The sequence below is a fragment of the Marinobacter sp. F4216 genome (assembly GCF_019931195.1).
In the GTDB taxonomy this organism is placed as follows: Bacteria; Pseudomonadota; Gammaproteobacteria; order Pseudomonadales; family Oleiphilaceae; genus Marinobacter; species Marinobacter suaedae.
Map to the genome: position 1 here is coordinate 481,370 of NZ_JAIOUO010000002.1, position 23,320 is coordinate 504,689.

At 47.1% G+C, this 23,320-nt stretch carries 17 protein-coding genes; 14 read left to right on the plus strand and 3 right to left on the minus strand.

Annotated elements, in window-relative coordinates; genetic code table 11:
- Positions 1-139 precede the first annotated feature (139 nt).
- Entirely contained in the window at positions 140-1,177 is a 1,038-nt protein-coding gene (locus tag K8I84_RS02730; protein WP_223793184.1) for an ExeA family protein, read from the minus strand.
- 726 nt (positions 1,178-1,903) lie between these two features.
- On the opposite strand from K8I84_RS02730, the gene K8I84_RS02735 reads away from it, so the two are divergent.
- The 13 genes from K8I84_RS02735 (at position 1,904) to K8I84_RS02795 (ending at position 17,513) form a co-directional block, all read left to right on the plus strand.
- Positions 1,904-3,475, plus strand: a complete 1,572-nt coding sequence (locus tag K8I84_RS02735) for an XrtA system polysaccharide chain length determinant (RefSeq protein ID WP_223793185.1) — start codon at positions 1,904-1,906, stop codon at positions 3,473-3,475.
- Positions 3,475-4,356 (plus strand): polysaccharide biosynthesis protein, encoded by an 882-nt coding sequence (locus K8I84_RS02740; protein WP_223793186.1) that lies wholly within the window; start codon positions 3,475-3,477, stop codon positions 4,354-4,356. Before K8I84_RS02735 ends, K8I84_RS02740 begins: the two co-directional genes overlap by 1 nt.
- A gap of 6 nt (positions 4,357-4,362) precedes the next feature.
- On the plus strand, positions 4,363-5,463 hold the full coding sequence (locus K8I84_RS02745) for a GNAT family N-acetyltransferase (RefSeq protein ID WP_223793187.1): 1,101 nt from the start codon (positions 4,363-4,365) through the stop codon (positions 5,461-5,463).
- Positions 5,460-6,680: a TIGR03087 family PEP-CTERM/XrtA system glycosyltransferase gene (locus K8I84_RS02750; protein WP_223793188.1), complete on the plus strand. Its 1,221-nt coding sequence runs from the start codon at positions 5,460-5,462 to the stop codon at positions 6,678-6,680. Before K8I84_RS02745 ends, K8I84_RS02750 begins: the two co-directional genes overlap by 4 nt.
- A complete protein-coding gene (locus K8I84_RS02755) occupies positions 6,677-7,294 on the plus strand; it encodes an acyltransferase (RefSeq protein WP_223793189.1) in 618 nt (205 codons plus the stop codon). Before K8I84_RS02750 ends, K8I84_RS02755 begins: the two co-directional genes overlap by 4 nt.
- Positions 7,295-7,372: 78 nt before the next feature.
- A complete protein-coding gene (locus K8I84_RS02760) occupies positions 7,373-8,317 on the plus strand; it encodes a glycosyltransferase family 2 protein (RefSeq protein WP_223793190.1) in 945 nt (314 codons plus the stop codon).
- 8 nt (positions 8,318-8,325) lie between these two features.
- Positions 8,326-9,441, plus strand: a complete 1,116-nt coding sequence (locus tag K8I84_RS02765; protein ID WP_223793191.1) for a glycosyltransferase — start codon at positions 8,326-8,328, stop codon at positions 9,439-9,441.
- Entirely contained in the window at positions 9,434-10,462 is a 1,029-nt protein-coding gene (locus K8I84_RS02770) for a WalW protein (protein ID WP_223793192.1), read from the plus strand. The genes K8I84_RS02765 and K8I84_RS02770 overlap by 8 nt, the downstream gene beginning before the upstream one ends.
- 4 nt (positions 10,463-10,466) lie before the next feature.
- Positions 10,467-12,344 (plus strand): asparagine synthase (glutamine-hydrolyzing), encoded by a 1,878-nt coding sequence (gene asnB / locus K8I84_RS02775; protein ID WP_223793193.1) that lies wholly within the window; start codon positions 10,467-10,469, stop codon positions 12,342-12,344.
- Between the two features lie 77 nt (positions 12,345-12,421).
- Complete coding sequence (locus tag K8I84_RS02780; protein WP_223793194.1) at positions 12,422-13,591, plus strand: glycosyltransferase family 4 protein; 1,170 nt, start codon at positions 12,422-12,424, stop codon at positions 13,589-13,591.
- A 147-nt stretch (positions 13,592-13,738) separates the two neighbouring features.
- Positions 13,739-15,190: an oligosaccharide flippase family protein gene (locus tag K8I84_RS02785; protein WP_223793195.1), complete on the plus strand. Its 1,452-nt coding sequence runs from the start codon at positions 13,739-13,741 to the stop codon at positions 15,188-15,190.
- Between the two features lie 86 nt (positions 15,191-15,276).
- The gene (locus tag K8I84_RS02790; RefSeq protein WP_223793196.1) at positions 15,277-16,551 is read left to right on the plus strand and encodes an O-antigen ligase family protein; all 1,275 of its coding nucleotides are present in this window, start codon (positions 15,277-15,279) and stop codon (positions 16,549-16,551) included.
- A 110-nt stretch (positions 16,552-16,661) separates the two neighbouring features.
- Entirely contained in the window at positions 16,662-17,513 is an 852-nt protein-coding gene (locus K8I84_RS02795; RefSeq protein WP_223793197.1) for a sulfotransferase family protein, read from the plus strand.
- 493 nt (positions 17,514-18,006) lie between these two features.
- On the opposite strand, the gene K8I84_RS02800 is transcribed toward K8I84_RS02795, so the two are convergent.
- Positions 18,007-19,908: an acyltransferase family protein gene (locus K8I84_RS02800; protein WP_223793198.1), complete on the minus strand. Its 1,902-nt coding sequence runs from the start codon at positions 19,906-19,908 to the stop codon at positions 18,007-18,009.
- Between the two features lie 1,343 nt (positions 19,909-21,251).
- On the opposite strand from K8I84_RS02800, the gene K8I84_RS02805 reads away from it, so the two are divergent.
- Complete coding sequence (locus K8I84_RS02805) at positions 21,252-22,082, plus strand: hypothetical protein (protein WP_223793199.1); 831 nt, start codon at positions 21,252-21,254, stop codon at positions 22,080-22,082.
- Between the two features lie 144 nt (positions 22,083-22,226).
- Here the strand turns inward: K8I84_RS02805 and K8I84_RS02810 are convergent, their stop codons facing one another.
- A complete protein-coding gene (locus tag K8I84_RS02810) occupies positions 22,227-23,117 on the minus strand; it encodes a sulfotransferase family protein (RefSeq protein WP_223793200.1) in 891 nt (296 codons plus the stop codon).
- Between the last annotated feature and the right edge of the window lie 203 nt (positions 23,118-23,320).

Consider the following 23,320-nt stretch of genomic DNA (forward strand, 5'->3'; position numbering starts at 1 on the left):
TCTCCTTGGACTGCGCTAGTTATGAGCCATCAGCAGTGAATGGGGCATCATTCCCTGGGGCATCTCAAAGTCTTGTTGAGTGTTTCCTGGCCACCAGGTTCCCAGGTTCAAGCCATACCGATTGACTGCCGTTGCCTGATCAGCGTTTACCCAACGGCTTGACATTTTCGCCAGGCACGGTGGCATCGTCACTATGTGGTTGATCTTCCGGGAACGCTTTTGCCAGTCTGGACTCGATTCTTTCAAGAGCGTCGGCTATACGCACAAGAGCGTTCACTGTTGCGTGTGATTCCAGCTCGCCGGGGCTTCTGGAGCCTGTCGTATCTTGAAACTTTTCCGCGTCAGAAAGCCGCAAGGTCGGAGGTTCTGGAAAGTCCTCCTCCCCGAGTAAATCCTTGCGAATGCTCTTCAAATCGTGAGGATCGATGAAAGGGCGATCTTCCGAGTAGGCGCACATCATCATTCCGTCACACAGCTTGTTGATAAGCCTCGGAATGCCCTGGCTAAGCTTGTGGATTTCACGAACGGTATCTTCATCGAACAGCTTGTTGCCGCCGTGTCCGGAAACAAGCAGGCGATAATCGATGTATTCGGCCGTTTCAGTCTGGGTAAGCCCTTCAAGATGAAAGAACAGTTTGACTCGTTGGGCCAGCTGGGGGATGGCGGTAACCGCTTGCTTGAGTTCGGGCTGACCCAGAAGAATAACCCGCATGGCGGGACCGCCCAAGTTGTCCATCGACGTCAGCATGCGGATGTCTTCCAGGTTTTCACGAGACAGGTTCTGGGCCTCGTCAATCGCCAGAACAACAGGCGTGCCAGCAGCAACCATCCGCTCCAGATATTCGGTGATCTGAAAGAGCATGGACACCTTGCTATCGTCCTCAATCTTAACGCCTGCCTTCCGTAGTATCAGTCCAAACAGATCCCTCGATTCCAGGTTGGTGTAAGAAATATTAAGGAGCTTCAGGTCGGCATCGAGGCTTCGGATGGTTTTCTTGAGGAGGGTGGTTTTGCCAGAACCAATTTCGCCGCTGATGACTACAAATCCTTCGGATGACCAGATTGCCGAGGACATATACACATAAGCCCGGGAGTGTTGCCGGCTCATGTAGATAAAATCATCTTCCGGAGTGATTCGGAATGGGTGTCGGTGTAGACCGAAGAATTCCAAGTACATCGTCAGTTCCTTCGACGGCGTTTTTGCGCCAGCAAGATCAGATGATGGTAACGCGTCCGACCATCATCTCCAGCCTCAGGCAAAGATGATCCCCTATGAGACCATCCTCCGTGTGTCGAAAAATATCTGGGCTCAGCAAGTGGGCCCGCTCCCAGTCTGATCCCGTCCCACAGCTCAGTAGTCTCACCCAGTAATAGTGGGAACACAACGGAGTCTGTATTAAAAGTGGTACAACACATTGACGTAATGTAATCTTGATCACAAAAAGATACAAATCGATTGAGATTGGTTTCGCCTGGGCGCAGAATGTGGTCATACCAAATATGTAGCGACAGAGGACTTTTAAGTCTGTCGCGGAGGGTTGGTGTGTTGCGATTTGGCAAACAGACCACGGGGAAGAACATGGCGGCAGGGACGTTGCGTAGTGTGTCGTGCAGAGGGGGTCGTGAGTTTTACGTTGCTGTTCTTGATCTGATGCTTTCTGTATTTGGGCCTGACATTTTGGTGTTGACGGCCCGCTGTCGGAAGGTATTTCTTGCAAGTCTGATTTCTTTGGCTGCCTCTGCCCGGGCTGTACTTATTATTTTTCTGCGGCCGAACTTTTTGAAGAATTCAGGAACAGACCCGATGGTTGGGTTTGTGGCTGTTGCTCGGCCGCTGCCTTCTTATGGGAGCTGCCGGGTAACTCAGCAGTCGCTGCAAGTCACTGATCAGGGAAGAGTCTAGATGGATATTCAATTCATTCTCGATATGCTCCGCGCTGTAAAGCTCGAGTTATACCGGCACAAGTTTGTTGTGGCGATCATTTTCATGCTAGTGACGGCAAGCGTGTTGTCGCTGGGCTACATAATGCCCAAGACCTATACCTCTCGGGCGGTCTTGTATGCTGATCAATCCAACATTCTCCAGCCGCTACTCAGGGGTAAAGCTGAAGTAACGCAGATAGACCGCATCAATGAAGCCCGGGAAATGCTGCAAAGCCGGACTTTCCTTGAGCAGGTTTCGCGGGATACGGGGCTTATCAGCGGCGGTGAAACCGATGCGGTACGCAACAGGATGATTGGCGCTCTGCGCGACGATGTACAGATTCGGGTATCCAATCAGAACTTTCTTGAATTGAGTTACACCAGCGACAGTCCGGAGAAGTCTTTTAAGGTTCTCAGTGCGGTGCTTGATCGGTTCGTTGAGCGCACGGTTCAGAAAAAGCGCTCCGAAAGCCAGGGTGCGTTTCAGTTCATTGATTCACAGGTCAAGTCCTACCAGCGGCAATTGGAAGCGGCCGAACAGCGTTTGAAGGAATTTAAAACGGCCAATCAGGACGGCACTGAAAGCAGTGTGCTTTCAAGAATTGAAAACCTTCGCGGTGATATTGAAAACCTGAAGCTGGAAATCCAGCAAACCGAATCTGAAGTAGAGCTCACCCGTCGCCAGCTCAATGATGAAGAGCCGGTTTTTCGCATTACAGTCGATCCTGGCAAGTCTGCCGCAGAGCAACAACTGGTCATGATGCGTCAGGCCCTGGACTCCGCCTTGTTGAAATACAGTGAGCTCCATCCGGATGTCATCAATATCCGTGCCCAGATCGCCGACCTGGAGAAACGGATTTCCACTGAGACCGATGACGACCGGGAAGGGAGTGTTGTCGAAGTTCTGGAGAACCCGGTCTACGAAAATCTCAAAATTCAGCTGTCAGACGGCACGACACAATTGGCTGTCCAGAAAAATCGGCTGGCATCGATCGAGCGGCTTCTTCAAGAGGAGTACGAGCGTTCTGAGCGCGTGGCTGAGAACGAGGCGGAGCTTGCCGAACTCACGCGGGACTACGACGTAACGCGAGAAGTCTACGAAGACATGCTTCAGCGTCGTGAGAACGCTCGATTATCAATGACCCTCGATGTGCAGGGTGAGGGCGTGAGTTACAAAATCCAGGAGCCGGCCTCTTACCCCGCTACCTGGGATGGTCTTCAATTGCATGAGATCGGTCTTGCCGGGCCCTTCCTTGGCAGCGCCGCCGTAATGGGCTTGCTGGTTATGCTGGTCATGTTCGATCAGAGGGTGCGCTCGCCCAGAGCGCTTCAAATGGCTGTACCGGAGTCCATCTCGGTTCTTACAACCATTCCCCATTATCGCAGTACCTGGAAAGACAGCTTGTTCCGAAAGGATGTCCTGTTCACGTTGATTCTGCTGGCGGTATTCATGGCAGCCTACATGGCGGTGTTACTCTTCAGTGTCATGGGGATGGCTCCAGAGCAACTGATGGAACAGGTGAGCGCAATGGCTGGATTTGGGAGCGACTGATGGACGACAGCAAACTCTATAATGCGCTTCTGAAAAGCCAGGATGAGCGCCGGCAAGTCAACCGCAGTCGCGATGTGTCCAGTGCCCAGGAGGGGGGGCGGACAGAGAAACCTCACTCTGCCTCTGATGGTGGAAATCCCAATTGGGTTAAGGTGGATACAGGTGAGTCTGCGGGCATGCAAGCCCCTGAACTTTACGATCCTTCGGTATCTCTGGCGCTCATCAGCAATCCCCGGCCCTGGTCTCGGGAACAGCTTCGGGAACGGAAAATAATCTACTCAGGCATGCCTGACAAAGAGGTGATGGACGCCTATCGGGAGCTTCGAATCCAGCTCCGTAAGCGTGCCGGAGAAGGTAACTTTGCTGTGATGTTCAGCAGTCTTGGCAAGAGTTCAGGCGGAATTTTGACCGCTTTTAACCTCGCTACGGCCTTTGCTCTGGATTCACATACATCTGCGCTGCTTGTGGACTGTGATCCCCATAGCGACGAGCTGGCTGGTCTTGTTTCCGTTCCCATGGATGCTGGAGTCACTGATTTCGTGGCTGATCGATCACAAACCATCAAGTCCATTATCTATCCGAGCGGTGTTGAGCGGCTTTCGGTCATCCCGGCCGGAACCCAGGCTTCTTCTGCGGTTGAGCTGTTCTCTTCTGTACGCATGCGGGAATTGTTGTCCGAGTTGAAGAACCGTTATCCGGATCGGTGCATTGTTATGAATGCACCACCTTTTCGTATAAGTGCGGAAGCACGGATTCTGGAACGGTTTGCCGATCAGATTGTTTTCGGTGTTCCGTTTGGAGAAGTGACGGGGCAAGTCATCACTGAATCGGTAGACGCACTGGGGTCTGACAAGTTCTCTGGCCTGGTTTTTCAGGAGTAACCCAGTGTGGGGCTGAGCGTCCACTGCGGTACGGCTGGTACTGAGCCAGGGCGGATCAGGGAAGATTGGCTGTCCCTAGAGGAGCGCGCTCAGCCGAGTGTGTTTTTGTCCTGGCAATGGATCGGGACCTGGCTTGCGGTCTACAAGCCCACGTTGATCGTCTTGCGGGTCAGCGAAGGCGAGAGGTTGGTGGGTTTGGGGCTTTTGACTGAATCCTCCCAACGAAGGCACGGGCTATTGGTCTCACAGCGCCTTCGGCTACACCAGACCGGATACGCATCAGAAGATCAGATCTGGATTGAATATAACGGCTTTTTAGCAGAAAAGGGCATGGAGGCAGAGGTTTCCAAAGCCGCTATAGACTATCTTATTCAAACGCGATCAGATTTGGATGAAATCGTGTTGAGCGGAGTTGATAGTGTGTACGCACGCGAGTTAACCAACGCCTCTGCACTGGTTCCCCACGTTATTTGGGAAGCGCCTTGTTATGGGGTGGATTTGCGTTCGCTGAGGGCCTCCGGCGTGGATTTTCTCGATACGGTTTCGGGAAATACCCGTCATCAAGTTCGGCGGTCGTTGCGCCGGTACGAAGCGCTAGGCCCGTTGGTTCTGGAAAGGCCGAAAACCGCGGAAGAGGCTGAAGCCAGGTTTGATTCTATCGCCCCACTTCATCTTTTGCGTTGGGGTAGTGGACCTGGTCAAAGCGGATTTGCTAATCCGGATTTCGTGCGCTTCCACAAGGCATACCTCCGCGAACATTGGGAAGCGGGTGCTGCCGATCTGGTGTCGCTGAAGGCCGGAGATCAGGTGCTTGCCACTTTTTACAACCTGATTTTCAGGAATCGTGTGTATTTTTATCTGGCGGGTATAAAGCCGGAAAAAGATAACAAGTTAAAGCCTGGACTGCTTGGCCACAGCCTCTGTATCAAGGATTACATGGAGCGTGGGGCCGATTTTTACGATTTCATGGGTGGCAATGATCGTTACAAGCTCCAACTCGCTGAACCTCACCAGCAACTGGTTCAGCTTGAATTACAACGAGAGCGTTGGAGATTCAGGGTGGAACGTGCGGTACGAACCATTAAAAACGGGTGGTGTCGAACGTGAAGATAATTGTTTTGTCCCACAGAGTCCCATTTCCTCCCAACAAAGGAGAAAAGATCCGCACATTTCATCAGATCCAGTACCTCGCATCTCGGGGCCATGACGTCGTCGTCCTTGCTCCGTATGAGAGTGCAAAGGAAATAGAGTATGCCGTTGCCTTGGAAAAAAAACTGGCAATCCGAGTGCAAATGTTCCCCCTCAACAGCAAGATTGCTCGGTTGGCCCGAGGGTTTGTTACTAACCAGGCGTTGACAGCCTCCTGTTTTTACTGTGCTCGACTACAAAGAACCTTTGACGAGCTTGTGGGTTCGCGAAGCATTGATGCCGTCCTTTGTACCGGGTCGGCGATGGCTCCTTATGTATTCCGTAACAAGAGCTTGATGGGGGCTCCATGGAAGGCCGAGGTAAGGCTGCTCATGGACTTTATGGACCTTGATTCTGATAAGTGGAGACAGTATCAAACCAGTTCGTCCCTACCGATGAGCCTTGTCTACGGTAGAGAGGCAAAGCTCATCAGCGCCATCGAAAAGCAGAGTTACCAAGTATTTGATGAGTGCTTTTTCGTTTCGGCAAATGAAATTGATTTGTTTGCCGCCCAATTGCCTGAGAGCAGCAGGCTAAGAGTCCTGGGAAATGGCATAGATACGAAGCTTTTTTTCCCGCTTCGTCGCACTGCCAATCCCCGTAAACCGGTATTTTTGTTCACGGGTGTGATGAATTACAAGCCGAACGAGGACGCTGTTCAATGGTTCGTGGAGACGATCTGGGACGACATTAAGAAAGAGTGGCCAGAAGCCCAGTTCGTCGTTGCGGGCATGAACCCTTCGAGCAAAATCAGGGAATTGGGTAAAAAGCCCGGCATTGTTGTGACTGGCTTTGTTGACGACATCGTGCCTTACTACCAGAAAGCCGATGTGTTTGTGTCGCCTTTCCGGTTCGCCAGGGGCGTGCAGAACAAGATATTGCAGGCACTCGCATGTGGATTGCCTGTTGTAACGACGCAAATGGGTCTTGAGGGTATCAATGCCAAGCCGGACGAAGAGATTCTGGTAGCCAATACCGGTGAAGAGTTTGCTGAGGCGATAAGAAGATTGCTCACGGATGCCGAGTTGTCGCAGCGTTTCTCAGAAAATAGCCCCCATTACATCCAGCGGAATCACAGTTGGGATTCCATTCTTGAGGATCTGGTAGCTTCGCTTGAGACAAGGACGTACGTTTGACGGATTTCAAGGAGCGAGTGAAAGGTGCGGCCAACCTGTTGTCACTGGCTTTGGTCGCTCCGCTGGCTGTGCTTTATTGGTTGCTCCGGCCGGTAAGCCGAGGAGAGCACCTTTTTGCCGGTTTTTCACAGTTTCTGTCTTTGATTCCCGGACTGTCTGGCAGTTATTTAAGGGTGGCATTTTATCGGTACTCGATGGCGCGCTGCGGCTCCGACAATGTGATCGGTTTTGGCAGTCTTTTTTCTCACCAGGACACAGAATTACACGGTGGTATTTATATCGGCCCCCAGTGCAATATCGGGCTATCGGTCATTCATCCCAATTGCCTCATTGGAAGCGGCGTTCACATCCTCAGTGGAAAAAGCCAGCACCGGTTTGATGATCCCGCTATCCCGCTGAGACTTCAGGGGGGCGAGTACAGGAAAATTTCGTTGGGTGAGAATTCATGGGTTGGTAACGGCGCCTTGATCATGGCGAACGTGGGTCGGGACTGTGTCATCGGAGCGGGCACAGTCGTCACACACGATATCCCTGCCGGATCCATTGTGGTGGGCAATCCTGGGGTTGTTGTGAAATCCCGTTATTCCGATGCTTCGCAGAGATCAGACCCATGACGATTGATCCCGCATCATTGACGGGCAGAACTGGTCAAGTTGGCTTGATGAGTTCTTGAGCCGTCGGAGAAATTCAGTATGGATGCTGTTGATTTTGTAATCCCTCACATGGGCAGGCCCGAACTGCTGCTGGAGACACTTGAGTCGGTTTTCGCTCAAAACCGCCCAGAGCAAATCGCAAGTGTTACCGTGGTGACAAAAAACGAGGCCCCGCTTGCCGTTAAGGAACACGACAAGCTCAATATAATCCGGGCGCCAACTGCCTCAACCATTTCCGAACAACGCAACATCGGCGTAGCAGCAGGCAGGGCACCGCTTATTGCGTTTCTTGATGCGGACATAGGATTAGCCATGGACTGGCTGGAAACGTGCACCGGTCTTCTGGCACAGATGCCAGAGAGGGTTCTGGTCAGTGCGATGCAAAAATCGTCAGAAAACGCGGGGCGAGTGGAGCGTTTGAGGGTAGCTCTCAGCAATGTGAGCCTCGATGAGCCCGTCCAGTTTCTCCCCGGTCGGAATCTTCTGGTAAAACGATCAGCCCATGACAAAGTCGGAGGTTTCCCCGAACACCTGAAAACCTGTGAAGACTACTACTACACCGAGAAACTCTCGCAGTTAGGGGATCTGTACTACACCTCGCAGACTCACTATGTGCATCTGGGCGAGGACAGGACGCTTCGGCAGACGTTCACCAAAGAAATCTGGCGTTCGGAGTACAACCTTTTTTCTCTTTCCGGGCGTAAGGTACCCCTTCGGGAATGGCCAAGTATCCTGCTGCCTTTCTGGATGCTTCTCGGACTTGTTGTGGCGGTAATGGGGGTCTATTCACAGACAGCATTTTTTATTGGCCTCATGATGCTGTTGTTACCCATACTTCTGTATAGCGTAAGGCTGTTTGTGCAGCAGTCCAACCACGAGCCACTGCACTTTCTGGTGCTTTTTTACTCGGTGTACTTCGTGGCGCGTGCCGCAGGCACTGTTAAAGGGACGAGGCTTTTGTTGACAAGGGATCTCACGGAATGAGTATCAGAGTGCTGCAGTTTATCTGTCCTACCGGTTACTACGGTGCCGAGCGATGGATCAACGCGCTGGTCTCTGCAAACACCGACCCCGAAATTGAATACCATATTGCGATCACGGATGAGCTCGGCGCTTCCGATGAAGTGCTCACACGATCCGGGCTGCCTGACGACCGGCAGCATCGCCTGAAGATGTCTTCCAAGTTCGACCCCCGAGCGGTTCTCCGTCTGACCAGACTGCTGAAAAAGTCCCAGATAGATGTTCTGCACACCCATGGCTACAAATCCGACATACTCGGTATTGTCGCCGCAAAACTTGCCGGTATCCGCTCCGTATGTACGCCGCATGGTTTTGAGAATGCCGAAGACCAGTGGCTGAAGGCCTATCTGTGGCTCGGAGGCAAGGCTTTTCACTGGTTTGACTGGGTGTGCCCACTTTCCGAAGGAATAGCGAAGACGATCGTTGAGAATTACGGGTTAGGCGGTTGCAAAGTCCGGATGATCAACAATGGGGTCGATCTCACCGAGGTCGAAACCGCGATCTCGAGCCCAAAACCTCGCGAGACATCGGATTTCACCATTGGCTATATCGGTCAGTTGATCAGTCGAAAGAACCTGCAGGCGACGATTTGTGCCTTTGAACTTTTTCATCAGCAAAACCGGAATGCCCGATTGGTATTCATTGGGGATGGCGATGAGAAAGCACAATTGATGGAGCTGATTAAGCAACTGGGGCTTTCAGATTCCGTGGCGTTTCTGGGGTTTCGGGATGACCGCCTCGCGTTTCTTCCAACCTTTGATGCCTTTGTACTGACCTCATCTCTTGAGGGCATTCCACGTTGCCTGATGGAGGCCATGGCAGCAAGGGTCTGCGTGACTGCGTTTGATATTCCCGGGGTCGATGCACTGGTGACTTCGGGAGAAACGGGTTTACTGATTCCCTACGGCAACATCCAGGCACTGTCAAAGGCCTGGACAGAGCTGTCGCAAGATGCCGATTTGCGAACGAGTCTGGCAGATGCGGGTCGCTCCAGGGTTTATAGAAAGTTCTCCGCTGCTGCGATGGCAGATGAATACGCGGCACTGTTTCACGAACTTACAACGGGGAAGATAGTCGAAGATGCGTGAGATCAAGTTTGTACTCAGCATTGATACCGAAGAGGAGTGGGACTGGGAAGGGCCATTCCCTAACCGGGTTATATCGGTGGAAAATGTCAGCCATCTGCCCACCTTTCAGCGCCAGGTCCGAGGCATGGGTTTGCGTACGACCTACTTTCTGGACTATGCAGTGATTGAGAACGAGCATTCGAGGCAGATTTTGGCGGATCTCTACAAGTCGGAGCCTGAGATTGAGTACGGCGCCCACTTGCACCCCTGGGTGACACCGCCGGTTGTGCCTGCCGGGTCTGAAGCCAACTCCCACATCGTCAACCTGCCGATGGACACGGTCTCCGCTCAGCTCCGGTCACTCACGGAAGGTATCCACAACGTGACTGGCCAAAAGCCCACAGCCTTTCGTTCCGGGCGCTGGGGTATCACCGATCCTATTCTCCGGGAGCTTGCCAAGCAGGGCTATCTGGTGGACTCCAGTATTTACCCTTTCTATGAAACCGAATGGTTCAGCTGTGCGGACTATGACAGCTGGCCATTGGCAATGTCCCATTTAGGCACAACACCTGAACTCATCGAGTTACCGGTCACAGCAGGGTTTAATCACCGGCCCTTCGTAAAAGCCCAAAGTCTGCATCAGTCGTTGGAAAAACCAGAATGGGCACGTTTCCGGGTGATTGGCGCGCTCTGGGCGCTGAGGTTACACAGAAAAATCTACCTGAGTCCGGAACTATCATCGGCCAGAGACATGATTGCCCTGTGTAAACAGTTGCTGGAGACGGACTACCCGGTGATTCATATGTATCTCCACAGTTCCAGCCTGTTGCCTGGTTCAACCCGCTACGTGCAAACCGAGAGTGAAAAAGGCCGCCTCATGATGCGGATTGAGAAGGTTGTTAATTTTCTGCGTTCTCAGTGCGATTTGAAGGCGGAAACCATCACCAATGCTGCGCTCGGCCTGCGAGAGCGGGGGGAACTAAAAGCTCATCACGAAAACACGGTTTGTTCAGGCTTGAGCCAATTGGTCTTTAGGGATTAGGCACGTGTGCGGAATAGCAGGATTTACAACAGAATATCCCTCGGGCACTGACCTAGATCTCGGTCGCTCCATGGTCGGTGCGCTTCGCCATCGGGGACCGGATGCCCAAGGCGTCATGCAACTCAATGGTGCGGTTTTTGGGCATGCAAGGTTGAGCATCATTGATCTATCGGAAGCCGGCAACCAGCCTTTTGTCTCGGAGGATGGCCGCTATGCCTTGGTTTTTAACGGCGAAATATACAACTTCCAGAAGCTCCGCAGGGACTTGGAGGAGCAGGGCGTTCGCTTTCGAACCCAAACCGATACCGAAGTGGTGCTGACATTGCTCATTCGAGAGGGCGTGAGCGCCGTCGAGAAACTTAACGGAATGTTCGCTATCGCGTTTTGGGATAACGAGGCAGGAACTCTCGACCTGATCCGGGACCGAATTGGCAAGAAACCGGTGTACTACACGGAGCATGGTGGACAGTTGCTTTTCGCCTCGGAACTGAAAGCACTGCTGGTGTGCCCGAATGTGCCCCGCGACATCAGGCCAGATGCGGTGTACGACTTCTTTGCCTACCAGTACGTGCCAGATCCAAAGACCATTTTCGAGAATATCTTCAAATTGGAGCCCGGCAGCCATTTGCACCGCACGCGCGCTGGTCTGATAAAAATCCGTCGCTACTGGTCCCCGGAGATGGGCGAGCCCGAATCGATAAGTATGGAAAACGCCAAGGCCCAGTTACTGGATTTGATTGAGGACGCCACGAAACAGCGCATGATCAGCGATGTTCCCCTCGGTGCCTTTTTGAGTGGGGGCGTGGACTCCAGCGGTGTCGTCGCCATGATGGCTAAAGGCGGCAAAACCGTTACAACCTGTTCCATAGGCTTTAAAGAAAAAGACTTCAATGAAACCGAGTTTGCCCAGGCCGTAGCGGATCAGTACCGCACTGATCACCGTGTGTATACCGTGAGCGAGGGCGTCGCCGAGCGCTTGCTGGATATCTGCCGTTTTCTGGATGAACCTTTCGCTGATCCAAGCCTGGTGCCAACGTTCCTGGTGTCTGAGCTCGCCCGACAGGACGTAACCGTCGCACTGACCGGGGATGGTGGAGACGAAATCTTCGCCGGTTACCAGAAGTACGCCACGGACTGGCGGGAGACTCAGCTTCGCAACAAGTTCCCTTCCGCGTTCCGAACAGTGATGGGCCAGCTGGCGCCCGCGTTACGTAAGGTTCCCAACAAATATCTTCGCCGTGCCGGTTCACTGATGCACAGCCTCAGCCTGGATCCCGCTAAAGCCTTCTATGTCACCAATACATCACTGGATGACCACATCTGGCAACTGCTGCTGAACGACGACTTTCGCCAGACGCTGGGCGACTATCATCCAAGCGAACTGACTGAATATGCTTATCATCAGCGCGACTCGAAGGACCACCTGTCGCGCCTGTTGTATACGGATATGCATACCTATTTGCCAGGGGACATCCTAGTGAAAGCAGATCGAATGAGCATGGCAAACTCCCTTGAATTGAGATCTCCATTACTGGACTACCGGATCATTGAGTTTGCTAACCGCCTTCCAAGCGCTCTGAAATTCCACAAAGGTGACAAAAAAATTGTCCTGCGGAAAGCGCTAAGTCCTCTGTTACCCCCCGAAATACTTAATCGAAAGAAAATGGGGTTCTCCACGCCATTAGCCCAATGGCTGCGAGGGGAGTTGAAAGCGATCGCAGAGGATTATCTTTTTCATAAAGGTGAGGGGTTGGCCCAGCTGTTTCGTAAAGACCATGTGAAGCTCGTTTGGGACCAGCACCAGAAGGGCCTGTTCGATCACTCCGCTGTTCTATGGACCATGCTGATGTACGAGATTTGGTGGCAAAGATACTTAGGGTAGGCCCGAGTGGAAAAAGCAGAACCAGAGGCCCTTGCCAACCGCCCATTTAGTTCGTAGAGCGAGCTAGGAATTTATTGATGTCAATTTTACTGCTCAGTGAAATATTTCCCCCAACGCATGGAGGCAGCGGCCGTTGGTTCTTCGAGCTTTATCGACGATTGGAACCGAGTACCGTCAGAATCATCACTCATGAGCATTCGATTCCGGAACAACAGGAAATTGACCGCGACTTTCCACAGGACATCCAACGTATCCCAATGAAATCAGAAAGCTGGGGGATTAAAGATCTAAAAGGCCTCGGATTTTATCTTCGGTCCACTCTAAAAATACGGAAACTGCGTCCAGAAGGGCTGTCTCAGATTCACTGCGGCCGAGCGATTCCCGAAGGGTTTATCGGGCTAATATTGGCACGAATGCTCAACAAGCCGCTCGTTTGCTATGTCCACGGAGAAGATATTGAGACTGCCCGAACCAGTCGGGAGCTCATTTGGATTGTGAAAAAGGTTCTAAGTGGAGCCACTCAACTGATCTGCAACAGTCAGAACACGGGTGCACTGCTTGAAGTGCATTGGCATGTCCCGAGAGAGAAAATTAAGGTTTTAAATCCTGGTGTTGATCCAGATCGCTTTTGCCCTGCTCCTGAAGATCCGGAATTCAGAGCCGAGTACGGCTGGGACAGCAGATTCGTCTGTCTCACGGTAGGCCGATTACAGCGGCGAAAAGGTCACGACATGATGATTCAGGCCATACCCAAAGCGGTCGAGAACATACCTGATCTTCTTTACGTCATAGTTGGTACAGGCGAACAATATGACCACCTTAAGCGCCTTGTCATCGACCTGAAACTGCAGCATCACGTTCAGTTTCTACAGCAACTGGACGATGTCGATTTAATACGTTGTTACCAGCAGTGTGATCTCTTCATCCTTCCAAACCGAACAGATGGACGTGACATAGAGGGCTTTGGAATGGTTTTGGTTGAGGCTCAGGCCTCAGGAAAGCCCGTAATCGCGGGAAATTCCGGCGGCACTGCCGAGACCATGCATATTAACAAAACAGGATTAATAGCCGATTGCAGTTCGCCTGAGCCCATTGCCAATGCCATCTATAAATTAAAGAACAGCATCGGGAAAGGATTGTTCGACCATAAAGATTGCCGTCAGCATGTACTCGATCACTTCACGTGGGATCAACATGCAAGCAAGGCAGGAGCACTCTTTGAGGAATTAGGAGCGAAAGATTGCTGAACCTTGATCACCACGAGTACAGGCCTGGTCGATATTGGCCCGGCTCGGCTCCAAAAAGGTTTACTCTTAAAGGCCTAGAGCGATTCGCAAGAAAATCGCTCTATATTTTTATCAATATTATATTCCCATGGCCTCGGACGCTATTTTATGTCTAAAGTTCGAAGAGCAGTTATATTTTCTTCGATTTCCCAATATGGTGTGAAACTTATCGGGTTGGCGACAATGATGATCGTAGCTCGACTTCTTACCCCTTCCGAAATCGGCACCTTTTCCATAGCGAGCGCTGTTGTTCTAATGATCAGCGAGTTCAAAATGCTTGGAGCCGGACCCTATCTTATTCGTGAAAAAGAGCTTACAGAAGATATCATAAGAAGAACATTAGGGCTTACAATTATAACCTCGTGGGGACTCGGTACCTTCATTTTATTCGCTGGGCCCGTCGTTTCTAATTTCTATAATCTTCCCCCCTTGTCAGAAATATTTTCGATACTTTCAATAGGGTTTTTTTTAGCACCGTTTATAAGTATCCCTTTTGCCTTGATGACGAGGGACTTTGATTTCAAACTGATTCTCATTGCTAATTTTTCGGGGGCTATTGCGTCACTAATTGTAATAGTTTTTTTAATTAATATGGGGTTTAGCTATTATTCGTTAGCATGGGGGCAGGTGGCCAGGATCACCATTCAACTAGCAATAATTGGCATTTACCCAAAGTATAAATCCTACTATAAACCCGCATTTTCAAGGCTCGGGATCATTGCCAGATTCGGTATATATAATTCACTGACGAGCCTTTTTAGAAACGGTGTTAATCTAGTTCCGGATATAGTAATTGGGAAGCTGGGGTCAACCGCCCAAGTTGGCCTTTTTTCACGAGGAATGGGGTTAATGGACTTTTTGGCTGGCACTGTGCAAAAAGGCGCCGAGCCAGTGGTCCTCCCTTATTTGTCTGAGACCCGCCGTTCCGGCAAGAATATGGTGAGTGCCTACATCCTTGCAACCGTACTTGCAACCGGCTTTGCTTGGCCCGTCCTAGCGGTTGCGTCAATTGCGAGTTTGCCCGTTATACGCCTCTTTTTCGGCGATCAATGGGACGCGGCAGCTCCTATCGCATCAGCCCTTGGCGTCTGGCTCATCTTACGCACGACCCATAACTTCGCCAACAACTTTCTGATCACATTGGGCAAAGAAAAAATCATGATTATAAAAGAGGCGGTACTTCTAATTACCGTGCTTATCCTTGTGATCCTCGCCTTCCCTTTTGGACTACATTCGGTGGCTGGGGCGTTTATCATTCTTGGACTTATAGAGATAATCTTGGTTACCATAATTTTATGGCGACTTTTCGAGTTTGATTTTAAATTTTTTTTAAGGTCAATATTGCCTAGCATTGGTGTTTCTTTTATTTGTAGTTTTGTGACATGGATTATTTCGTTTTTTGTTTCATTTAATGATGAACCCCCATGGAAATCTGTTTTTATCCTTGCCACTCTGTTACCACCTATTTGGCTGGCCTCTCTAAAATTATTTAGGCATCCTTTATATAAAGAAGTTGCATCAGTAGTTTTTAAAACAAAATCGAAGAATTATCAAAGATGACTTACTTTGTAGTTTTTATAGAAATTTTGGTAACTTTGGATGTGAGTTGTAAGTTATAAAAAGGCGAGACATGGTAAGGCCTATTTATGGGTAAATTAATTGTTTTTGTTTTAATATGTGCGTGCGCATATGGCCTTATATTTGCGCCTTGGATAGCTAGCCTTGCCTATGTTGCAACCAGTCTATTGCAGCCACAGTATCTTTGGCCATGGGTCTTTCAGGGTGTTCCTATTTTTAATATAACGGCCGGGCTTGCCATTATTGGCCTTATATTAACTGTCACCTCTTATGATTACAGGTTTGACGTTTTCAAGCGTTTACAAAATATAATGTTGATTTTTATGCTTTTTTTGATGCATCTCTCGCACCATTTTAGTCCTTTTAAAGGTAGTCCAGCTTCTACGCCGCCTGAGTTAATTCTAGATACCATCAACGTTATAGTTTTGATGTATTTCGTTGTACTAGGTCTTTGTCAACAAGAAAAGACTTTAAAGTACTTGTGCTATATATTTATTCTTATTGGGGTTTATTATACGTATTATGCGAATGTTGCTTATTTAAATGGTAGTTGGTTTATGTTCGAGTTTGGTCGGTTGAAAGGACCCGCTGGAAGTCCTTATAAGGACTCAAATGTTTTGGCAGCATTGATCGTCATGTGTATGCCTTTTCTAATTTTTATGATTTTTCGCATTGATAGATTTTGGAAAAAGATGATAATTACGTCAATTGTGCTTTTAGCTTGGCACGCAATGGTACTTTTCGGATCAAGAGGCGCGCTCTTAGCGTCTAGTGTTAGCTTGCTATTGGTAGCTTCGATAATACGATCGGCTAAATTGAATGTCATTATGGGCGTTGGTTTCGTGTTGTTTTTGATCTATCAGGGCGCTGTATTGATGGATCGAACCAATAATACGGTGGATCGTGCGCAAGAATCTGCAGAGGAACCTCTAGACCCAAGGTTGGTATCTTGGCGAGTAGGCCTGCTAATAATTGAGGAATATCCTTTTTTAGGCGCTGGCGTTCAGATGTTCCAAGCGGCATCACAAAGTTTAGCTCCGGGAGAAACCTCTAACGTCGCCCACAATGCGTTTTTGAATTTCTCGGCTAACACTGGACTTCCGACTGGTTTTCTATTTCTTGGTTTTATTTGGATGGCTTGGACGAGATTAAGGTATGCGAAGCGCATAGGAGGAGATTTTAGTGACTCAGATTATTATGCTCTGGTGTGTTCGTCGATAAGTATACTTGGATATTTTGTTTGTTCCTTATTTCTTGACTTAATTATATACGAGCCTTTCTATATTGCTTTGGCAATTAACCTTATAGCATACGTAAGGGTTAGTGATAGGTACAAAACATGATTTTTGTTTTAGGTCAGATTACGCTTTGATAATTTATGTAGACTATTATTGTTAAGCTCTTGACGTATCTTGGTAATAGTTGACTGTCTATTTTAACAGGAGCAATATTGGTGATTTCAAGAAACGGTGGTCCCGATTTTATTGGTGTTGGAGTTCAACGTGGTGGTACAAGTTGGTTATATGAGTGCTTGAATGAGCATCCGGAGGTTAATATACCAGAAAAAGAGTTGCATTTTTTTGATCGGAATTACGACCGTGGGATCGAGTGGTATAAAAAACTGTTCCAGTGTGATGGTGAAAATAAAGTGAGCGGGGAATATACTCCTGACTATATCTCTTCGGAAGAGGCTATGCAAAGGATTTTTGAATTTGATTCTAATGTAAAGTTAATTGTTATATTAAGGGAACCTTTGGATAGGGCGTATTCGGCATATCGTTTATTTCAATCACATGGTCAGTTTTGCGACCTTGAATTTGCTGAGGCAATCAAATTGCACCCCTGGTTTTTCGAAAAAAGTTTATATAGTGATCAGATAAAAGGAATGTTTTCACTATTCTCGTCAGTTAATATACATATAGATTTTTATGATAGGATAATATCAGATCCTGAGAGTTTTTTTGGTGATATATGCCAATTTATTGGTGTGGATAGAAACTTTACGCCAAAATCGCTATTCAATGTTAGAAATGCATCATTCTATCCTGGCATTCAAAATAGGTATGGTCTTGTTAAGTTGCAAAACAAAATCATAGATATGGGGTTTTCCGAGCAACTTAATTCAATAAAAAATACGAGACTTTTTAGTATATTTAAGCGATTTCTTCTTGATAAGGATAGAAAAAAACAGCCTTCACATTTAATAGATAGAAAATATATTTCTATCGTCAAAGATGACGTTGAGGTACTAGAAGAACTACTCGGTCAAGACCTCCAATCCTGGAAGGATAAATATGTATTATAACGAGAGTCATCGTGTAGTGGGGAGCTTTTGGGGTTTATCTTATCCTGCTATCGGTCGCGCGGCGGTGTAAACCCTTCCCTTTCATTGAAAATGCAATATTGTTTATGTCTACCAGTTCACTAGATTTAATTTAGTTTAGATTTTGGTATTAAGTAAAGTAAAAATTGGTACGCCATTTTAATACTTTCATATTTTTAAATAATATTTTTAGGAGGTTTTAGATTTAGGCTATTTTTTAGGTGTGGGCTGCGAAGGTGCTAAGGCGAGAGAGCTAGGTGTTAGATTCGTGTGTAAATGGTGTTTGGCTGTGCCTATTGTTACAAGTTTTGGGTGAGTTGGTTTCACATGGCGTGATACCGTAAAGCTTGAAGCTATACTTCTTGGTTCCGAGATTTATGAAAGATCAGAAACTTTGGAGAAACCCCTTTTATTATAAATAGGTGTTTCGCTAACTAAATTAACTAAAATGTCATTTTCCAGATAATATAAATTATTAAATATCATTTAACACCTCTAATAAATATTTATTATCACGAAGATTTTCACCAAAGATCTTTGCGGCTGGAAGGGTCAAATGGTGTTCGTCGTACATCAAGAGGCTACCGTCCGAAAGAATGTTTTTACATATTCCTTTGGGGCAGAAAAAATCTCGTTTTTTTAAATAATAGCCTCCTAGATCGGTCACAAAAGACTCTATCCTAGCATCGACACCATAGTGCGTGGTAATGCTATGTTTGGATAGTTTTTCATCCAGCTCTATAAAAGTTTTGTAGTGAAGGATTAGCGATGAGGCAGGCCTTTTGTACCAAGGGCCTGCCCCCAATACGGCAAAAGGTAAATCGAGGCTATGCAGCCAATAAATGGTTTTCTTTGTTCCTGCGAGACGGGGAAAACTCATTCGTTGGGAGAGAACCACAAAATCAATACTTTCACCAATTTCTTCAATTTCTTGAAATCTATTTTTATTAAATGACGTGCATTGTTCGTAAGCGTAGGTAATCCCGGTTAAATCATGTATTAGTGGGCATCCACCTTGTTCCGAAATTAGGAAGTTTGCACCGGGAAATGCATTACTAAAAATATTTAGACCATCTGGCCCGTGCGAATCTCCAATAACCAAAATATTAGGGAGGTCATTACTGAGGGTTCCACAAATAGTGTCACTGATTCTCATCTTGCACAATTCATCGCGATTTCGATGTCGTTCGTCATTTACCTCTTTCAAACTCAGATTAGCAATGAATCTTAATTCCTCTGGATAACGATTCGGGAATCCTCCTGTGAAATGCCCTGCTAATCCAATAGCCACGAAAAACAGTGAACCCAGAGCTGTAAATGAAAAAATTTGTCGTCTAGAGAATAGCGACCTTTTTCGGAATGGCGCCTCTATGTATTTCCAGCTTATGTAAGCGAATAAAATGGAACTTGCTGATAAAATCATAAAAATAAGTTTAGGAGGCTCGTCTAAATAGATTTGACGTGCATATGCAAATATAGGTTGATGCCAAAGATAGGCGCTATAACTTATAAGACCAATATAAATGAATGGCCTAGATCCTAATATTTTTCCAAGAAAAGTCTCACCGTTGGCGAATATTATTATAAGAGCCGTACCAACGGTTGGGTAAATGGTGTATAGACTAGGGAAAGGAGTATGTTCATCAAAATAAAAGACGGAATACGAAATCATAAAAATTCCAATCCATCCAAAGAGTTCCTCGAGCCTCTTATGAGATAAAGAAGTTTTGATAAACGGCGCGTGATACAGAAAATAAAATGCTATTGCTGAGCCAATAGCTAACTCCCAGATTCTGGAAGGAAGCAAGAAAAAATTCGCGGTTGGATCGTTGAAGGCAGCCCAATGGGAAAAAGAAAGGCTTAACATACCTAAGATTAATAGGCATGAAAAAATCCATCGCCTTCTAAAGCCCCACATTAACATCAGGAATAGGGGAAAGAGTACGTAGAATTGTTCCTCTACAGCTAAACTCCAGGTGTGAAGGAGGGGTTTTAATTCATTTTCCCCTCCCCAGTAACCTGTTTCTTGCCAAAACAATATGTTTGAAGAAAAAAAGGATACCGCTATCAGACTTTGAAAAAAGTCCTGCATTAATAATGGGGGTAGCAAAAACCATGAAAAAAATAAGGATACAAACATTATTGTAAATAATGCTGGAATAATTCTTCTGGCTCTTCTTTCATAAAAATTTACAAGTGAGAACGTTTTTTTCTCTTTTTCAATTAGAATAATGCTCGTTATTAAATAGCCACTAATAACAAAAAAGACGTCAACTCCTACATACCCACCGGAAAATCTCTCAAAACCGGCATGAAAGAAGATTACAGGCAACACTGCTACCGCTCTCAGACCATCAATTTCCTTTCTGTAATTCAAATTATTTGACCTCGATTGAGTAGATAAACATGGGTCGTCGATTGTAATAGACACGTGGAGGTAATATTTTGAAAAAAAACACTCATTAAATTATTATTAATCTTTGTCATTGTATATTTATAGCGCTACTGGCGGTGTGTGAATTTTAACGGTTTGATTTATTTCATTAATATAGTGGAACTCGGTTGAGTATGTTCTTTCTAGATGGCCCCCTATCCCTAAACGATTTTTGGTAGAGTGGTTATCTCTCTGCGAGGCGTGTCCTTCCGGTTATCTCTGATCGGATACGGGTGGATCCGGCGTGGAACCGGTGTGAAATCGTCAATGAATAAGTGTATGTCAGAGAACCCGATTTGCGAGGTGTTGAGGTATTTCTTTTTCGATTCCTCGTGGTTTGGGTTCGTCTCGACCTGGTCGGTCGGTAGGCTACTGAATAGCTTGGCGATCGTGCTGCAACTACCATGGGACGTCTGGCTTTAGAAAATCGTGTGGGGAATGCAGCGCTTATAAGAGAGAAAGGGAAAGTTTGTCATCTCTTCAGGCGTTTAGGGTCTGTGATAGATCGGTTCTCTGCTCTCCAGAGGCCTCTGGTTTAACTGCATTGAGCAGTGGAGTTAACTAATTTTCCGTGGTCCTCGCTCTATTATAGTTGACCTCATAATGTTCGCTCCTTTGAGAATGCCATTTTTGCTTAGAAATCTTCTAGTGCCTCTTCTTGGATAGACTATTGATAGGAAGACAGTCACGCATGGTTTTCCACTAAGCGGTAATTCCGCGCTAACGCTCGCCGTGTCGATAGCCACGTACTTTTCGATCGCGCTGCTTCGAAGCGAATCCATAAATTACAATGGAAACAATCAATTGAACGCTGCCGTATCGGTGAGGCGGTGGATCAGACGAGGGTCTTAGTTGGTCCGCCAGAAGTGAAGATGATCGCCAATAGTAGAGTTGATTCAAGTCGAATGGATAGATTCTGGCTTTAAAGAGTGTAACAATGTGTGTCTGGCGACGACGCAGTTTATTGTTCGTGTGGTTATGCGGCGGTTTCTATAGATGTCGTGCTAACAGGCTTGGATGAATGCATTCAGCGTTGGCCCGTCCGGACTTGCTCTGCTCAGGTTTGATTGTCCGAATTCACTCGTTGGTACTCGCGTTCGCCGGTGCTCGTTGTCTCATTTACGACCGTTCGCGATATTTACGTTGCGTCGACGCGAACATCTTTGCAAAAGACACGCCTATTTACTGTGATTTTCAGTGTCAACAAAAGGAGTGAATCGAAAGTGCCCAAGAAAATTAAAACAAAGCGTCTGTAATCGCCTATCGATAGGATCGTAAAATTTAACATGCAGTTGGAAACCGATGGAATGAAGAAAGTCATAAAGGTTTGTGGGATTGGCTGTATTTTATTGGGGGTATTTTTACTTCTCTTAAATAGTTATGGCCTAACCAAAAGCCTTAGGGTAGAGCACTTAAAGGAATCTGAGCTTAGATTTCCCGGTGATGAAGCGATCCCGTTTGCTGAAGCTATGGAAAATACTATATTAAGGAATGACGAAACTCTTATCGATTATATAATCAGGCAAACAAGAAATGTTGATAATGCTTTGGCGCATATAAGGTGGCACGATACGGATCCCGGTGAACATAATTTAAGAGTGCCTGTTTGGGAGAATTACATTTTATTTTTAATGGGACTCCTGAGCGGAATACCAGAATATAAGCGCTACCATTTTGTGCAGCATGAAAAGAGTATTGAGAGAGGCATAGGTATCTGCGGTGATGCATCCATGACGCTGTCTACCATTCTCACTAATAATGATATATCTAATACGATCGTTTCTTTTCCAGGGCACGTGGTTGTAAGCTCCTCTTTAAATGGTCAAGATTTTGTGTTAGATCCCGATTTTGGGGTTGTGCTAAATATGTCCACGGACGAACTGAGATTTCGAAAAAGTGAGGTGGCGAAAGCTTATAGAAACGCCGGTTACGGAAATTTAGACGTGTTAGGAATCGTTAATATCCTTTCACAAGAATATGTTTCTTGGGAGGGGCCTTCTCATTTTATAAGTAAGAAATATTATTTTGAGTATTTTTCATATTGGTTTATTTGGATTTTTCCTGTTATTTTACTTATTTTAGGTGCTTGGGCTCTAAAATCTCAGCTTAAGCGATGATGTAATCGCGGATAAGGCCTGCTTAGACTATAAATATAATTTTATGATTAGGTGAAGCGCACTTAGCAGTTTTTTATATAGAATCGGGTGTGAACTAATGCACTTGATCAGGCTTTGTGGATACGTAGCCGCCTAAGAGCGTGACTATCGCCTTACGCGGCGCCTCTTTCCCATAACACTCTTGAGTTTAGCTCGGCGCCATCGATATTGAATCTGCAATTCGCCTATGATTTTCTGATGGGCGCGATAAAAAAGAATCTGCCAGTTCTTCAGGGTCACCTTCGGGCCGCAGAGTGCATAGCCATGACGTTGCAATGTATCACCTGCCACCATTTCGATCACACCGATCTCAAAGGGGGTCAGTTTTCCGCGCCATTTTTCGGCTAAGCGTGGATCGGGTTTATCGTGCGTATGAATGTTTTCACGTTTCTTGTGAATGTGGGCGCTTTTCTTGTCGTATTCGAGAATATTGGGATGGAATTCCACGCCCAAATGCGAGCATACCCTTTCCATTGTTGATTTGAGGTCATCCACTAGGTCTTCGTAACGGATGTAGAGGAAGCGATCGGGTGCTGTTTTAATAAATGCCTCCTGTTGCTCTACTTCACGTTTCCAACGCTGTGCTCCGGTATAAGCATTGGTGCCGAGTCCCCATTTGTTTTCGATGTAAGAATTGGTCACACCTCGGCCATCACGTACAATAACAACAAACAGTGTGTCCTGGATAAATGGGCGTAATTCATCAATATGGTCGGTTAACTGTGGATCTTTAAGTGCCCAAAGCTTGACTTTTCCCTGCGCAAAAAGCTCATTGACCGAAGTGGTGGTTTCTTCAAGTACGAGATTTTCGATTGCATTTATAAGTTCTTGTTTGTCATAGCTGTGCCCAAACACATAGGGAAGTTCGATTTCGTTTTTAACGAAAATTTCGGGGTGTGCAGACAGTGCGCGGGCCAATAGGGTTGTCCCGGAACGTTGGGTGCCCATTAAAAAAACCGGGGCTGGCGTATTTTTGTGGGATTTTTTGGTCATCATGCGGGCCTGCGATCGTGAGAAATATTTCCTTGGCACTTTCTTTCTCAGTGTTTATTTAAATCAAGATACTATTATAGTGGGCGGGTTGTAATTACACCACTTTATTTTTAAATAATTAGTGTTTGCCGGCAATCTACTTGGTGAAATACTTGAATTTTACATAGTATGGTCGCTACCTGCCGGTTTAACTTCCTGGTTTAATT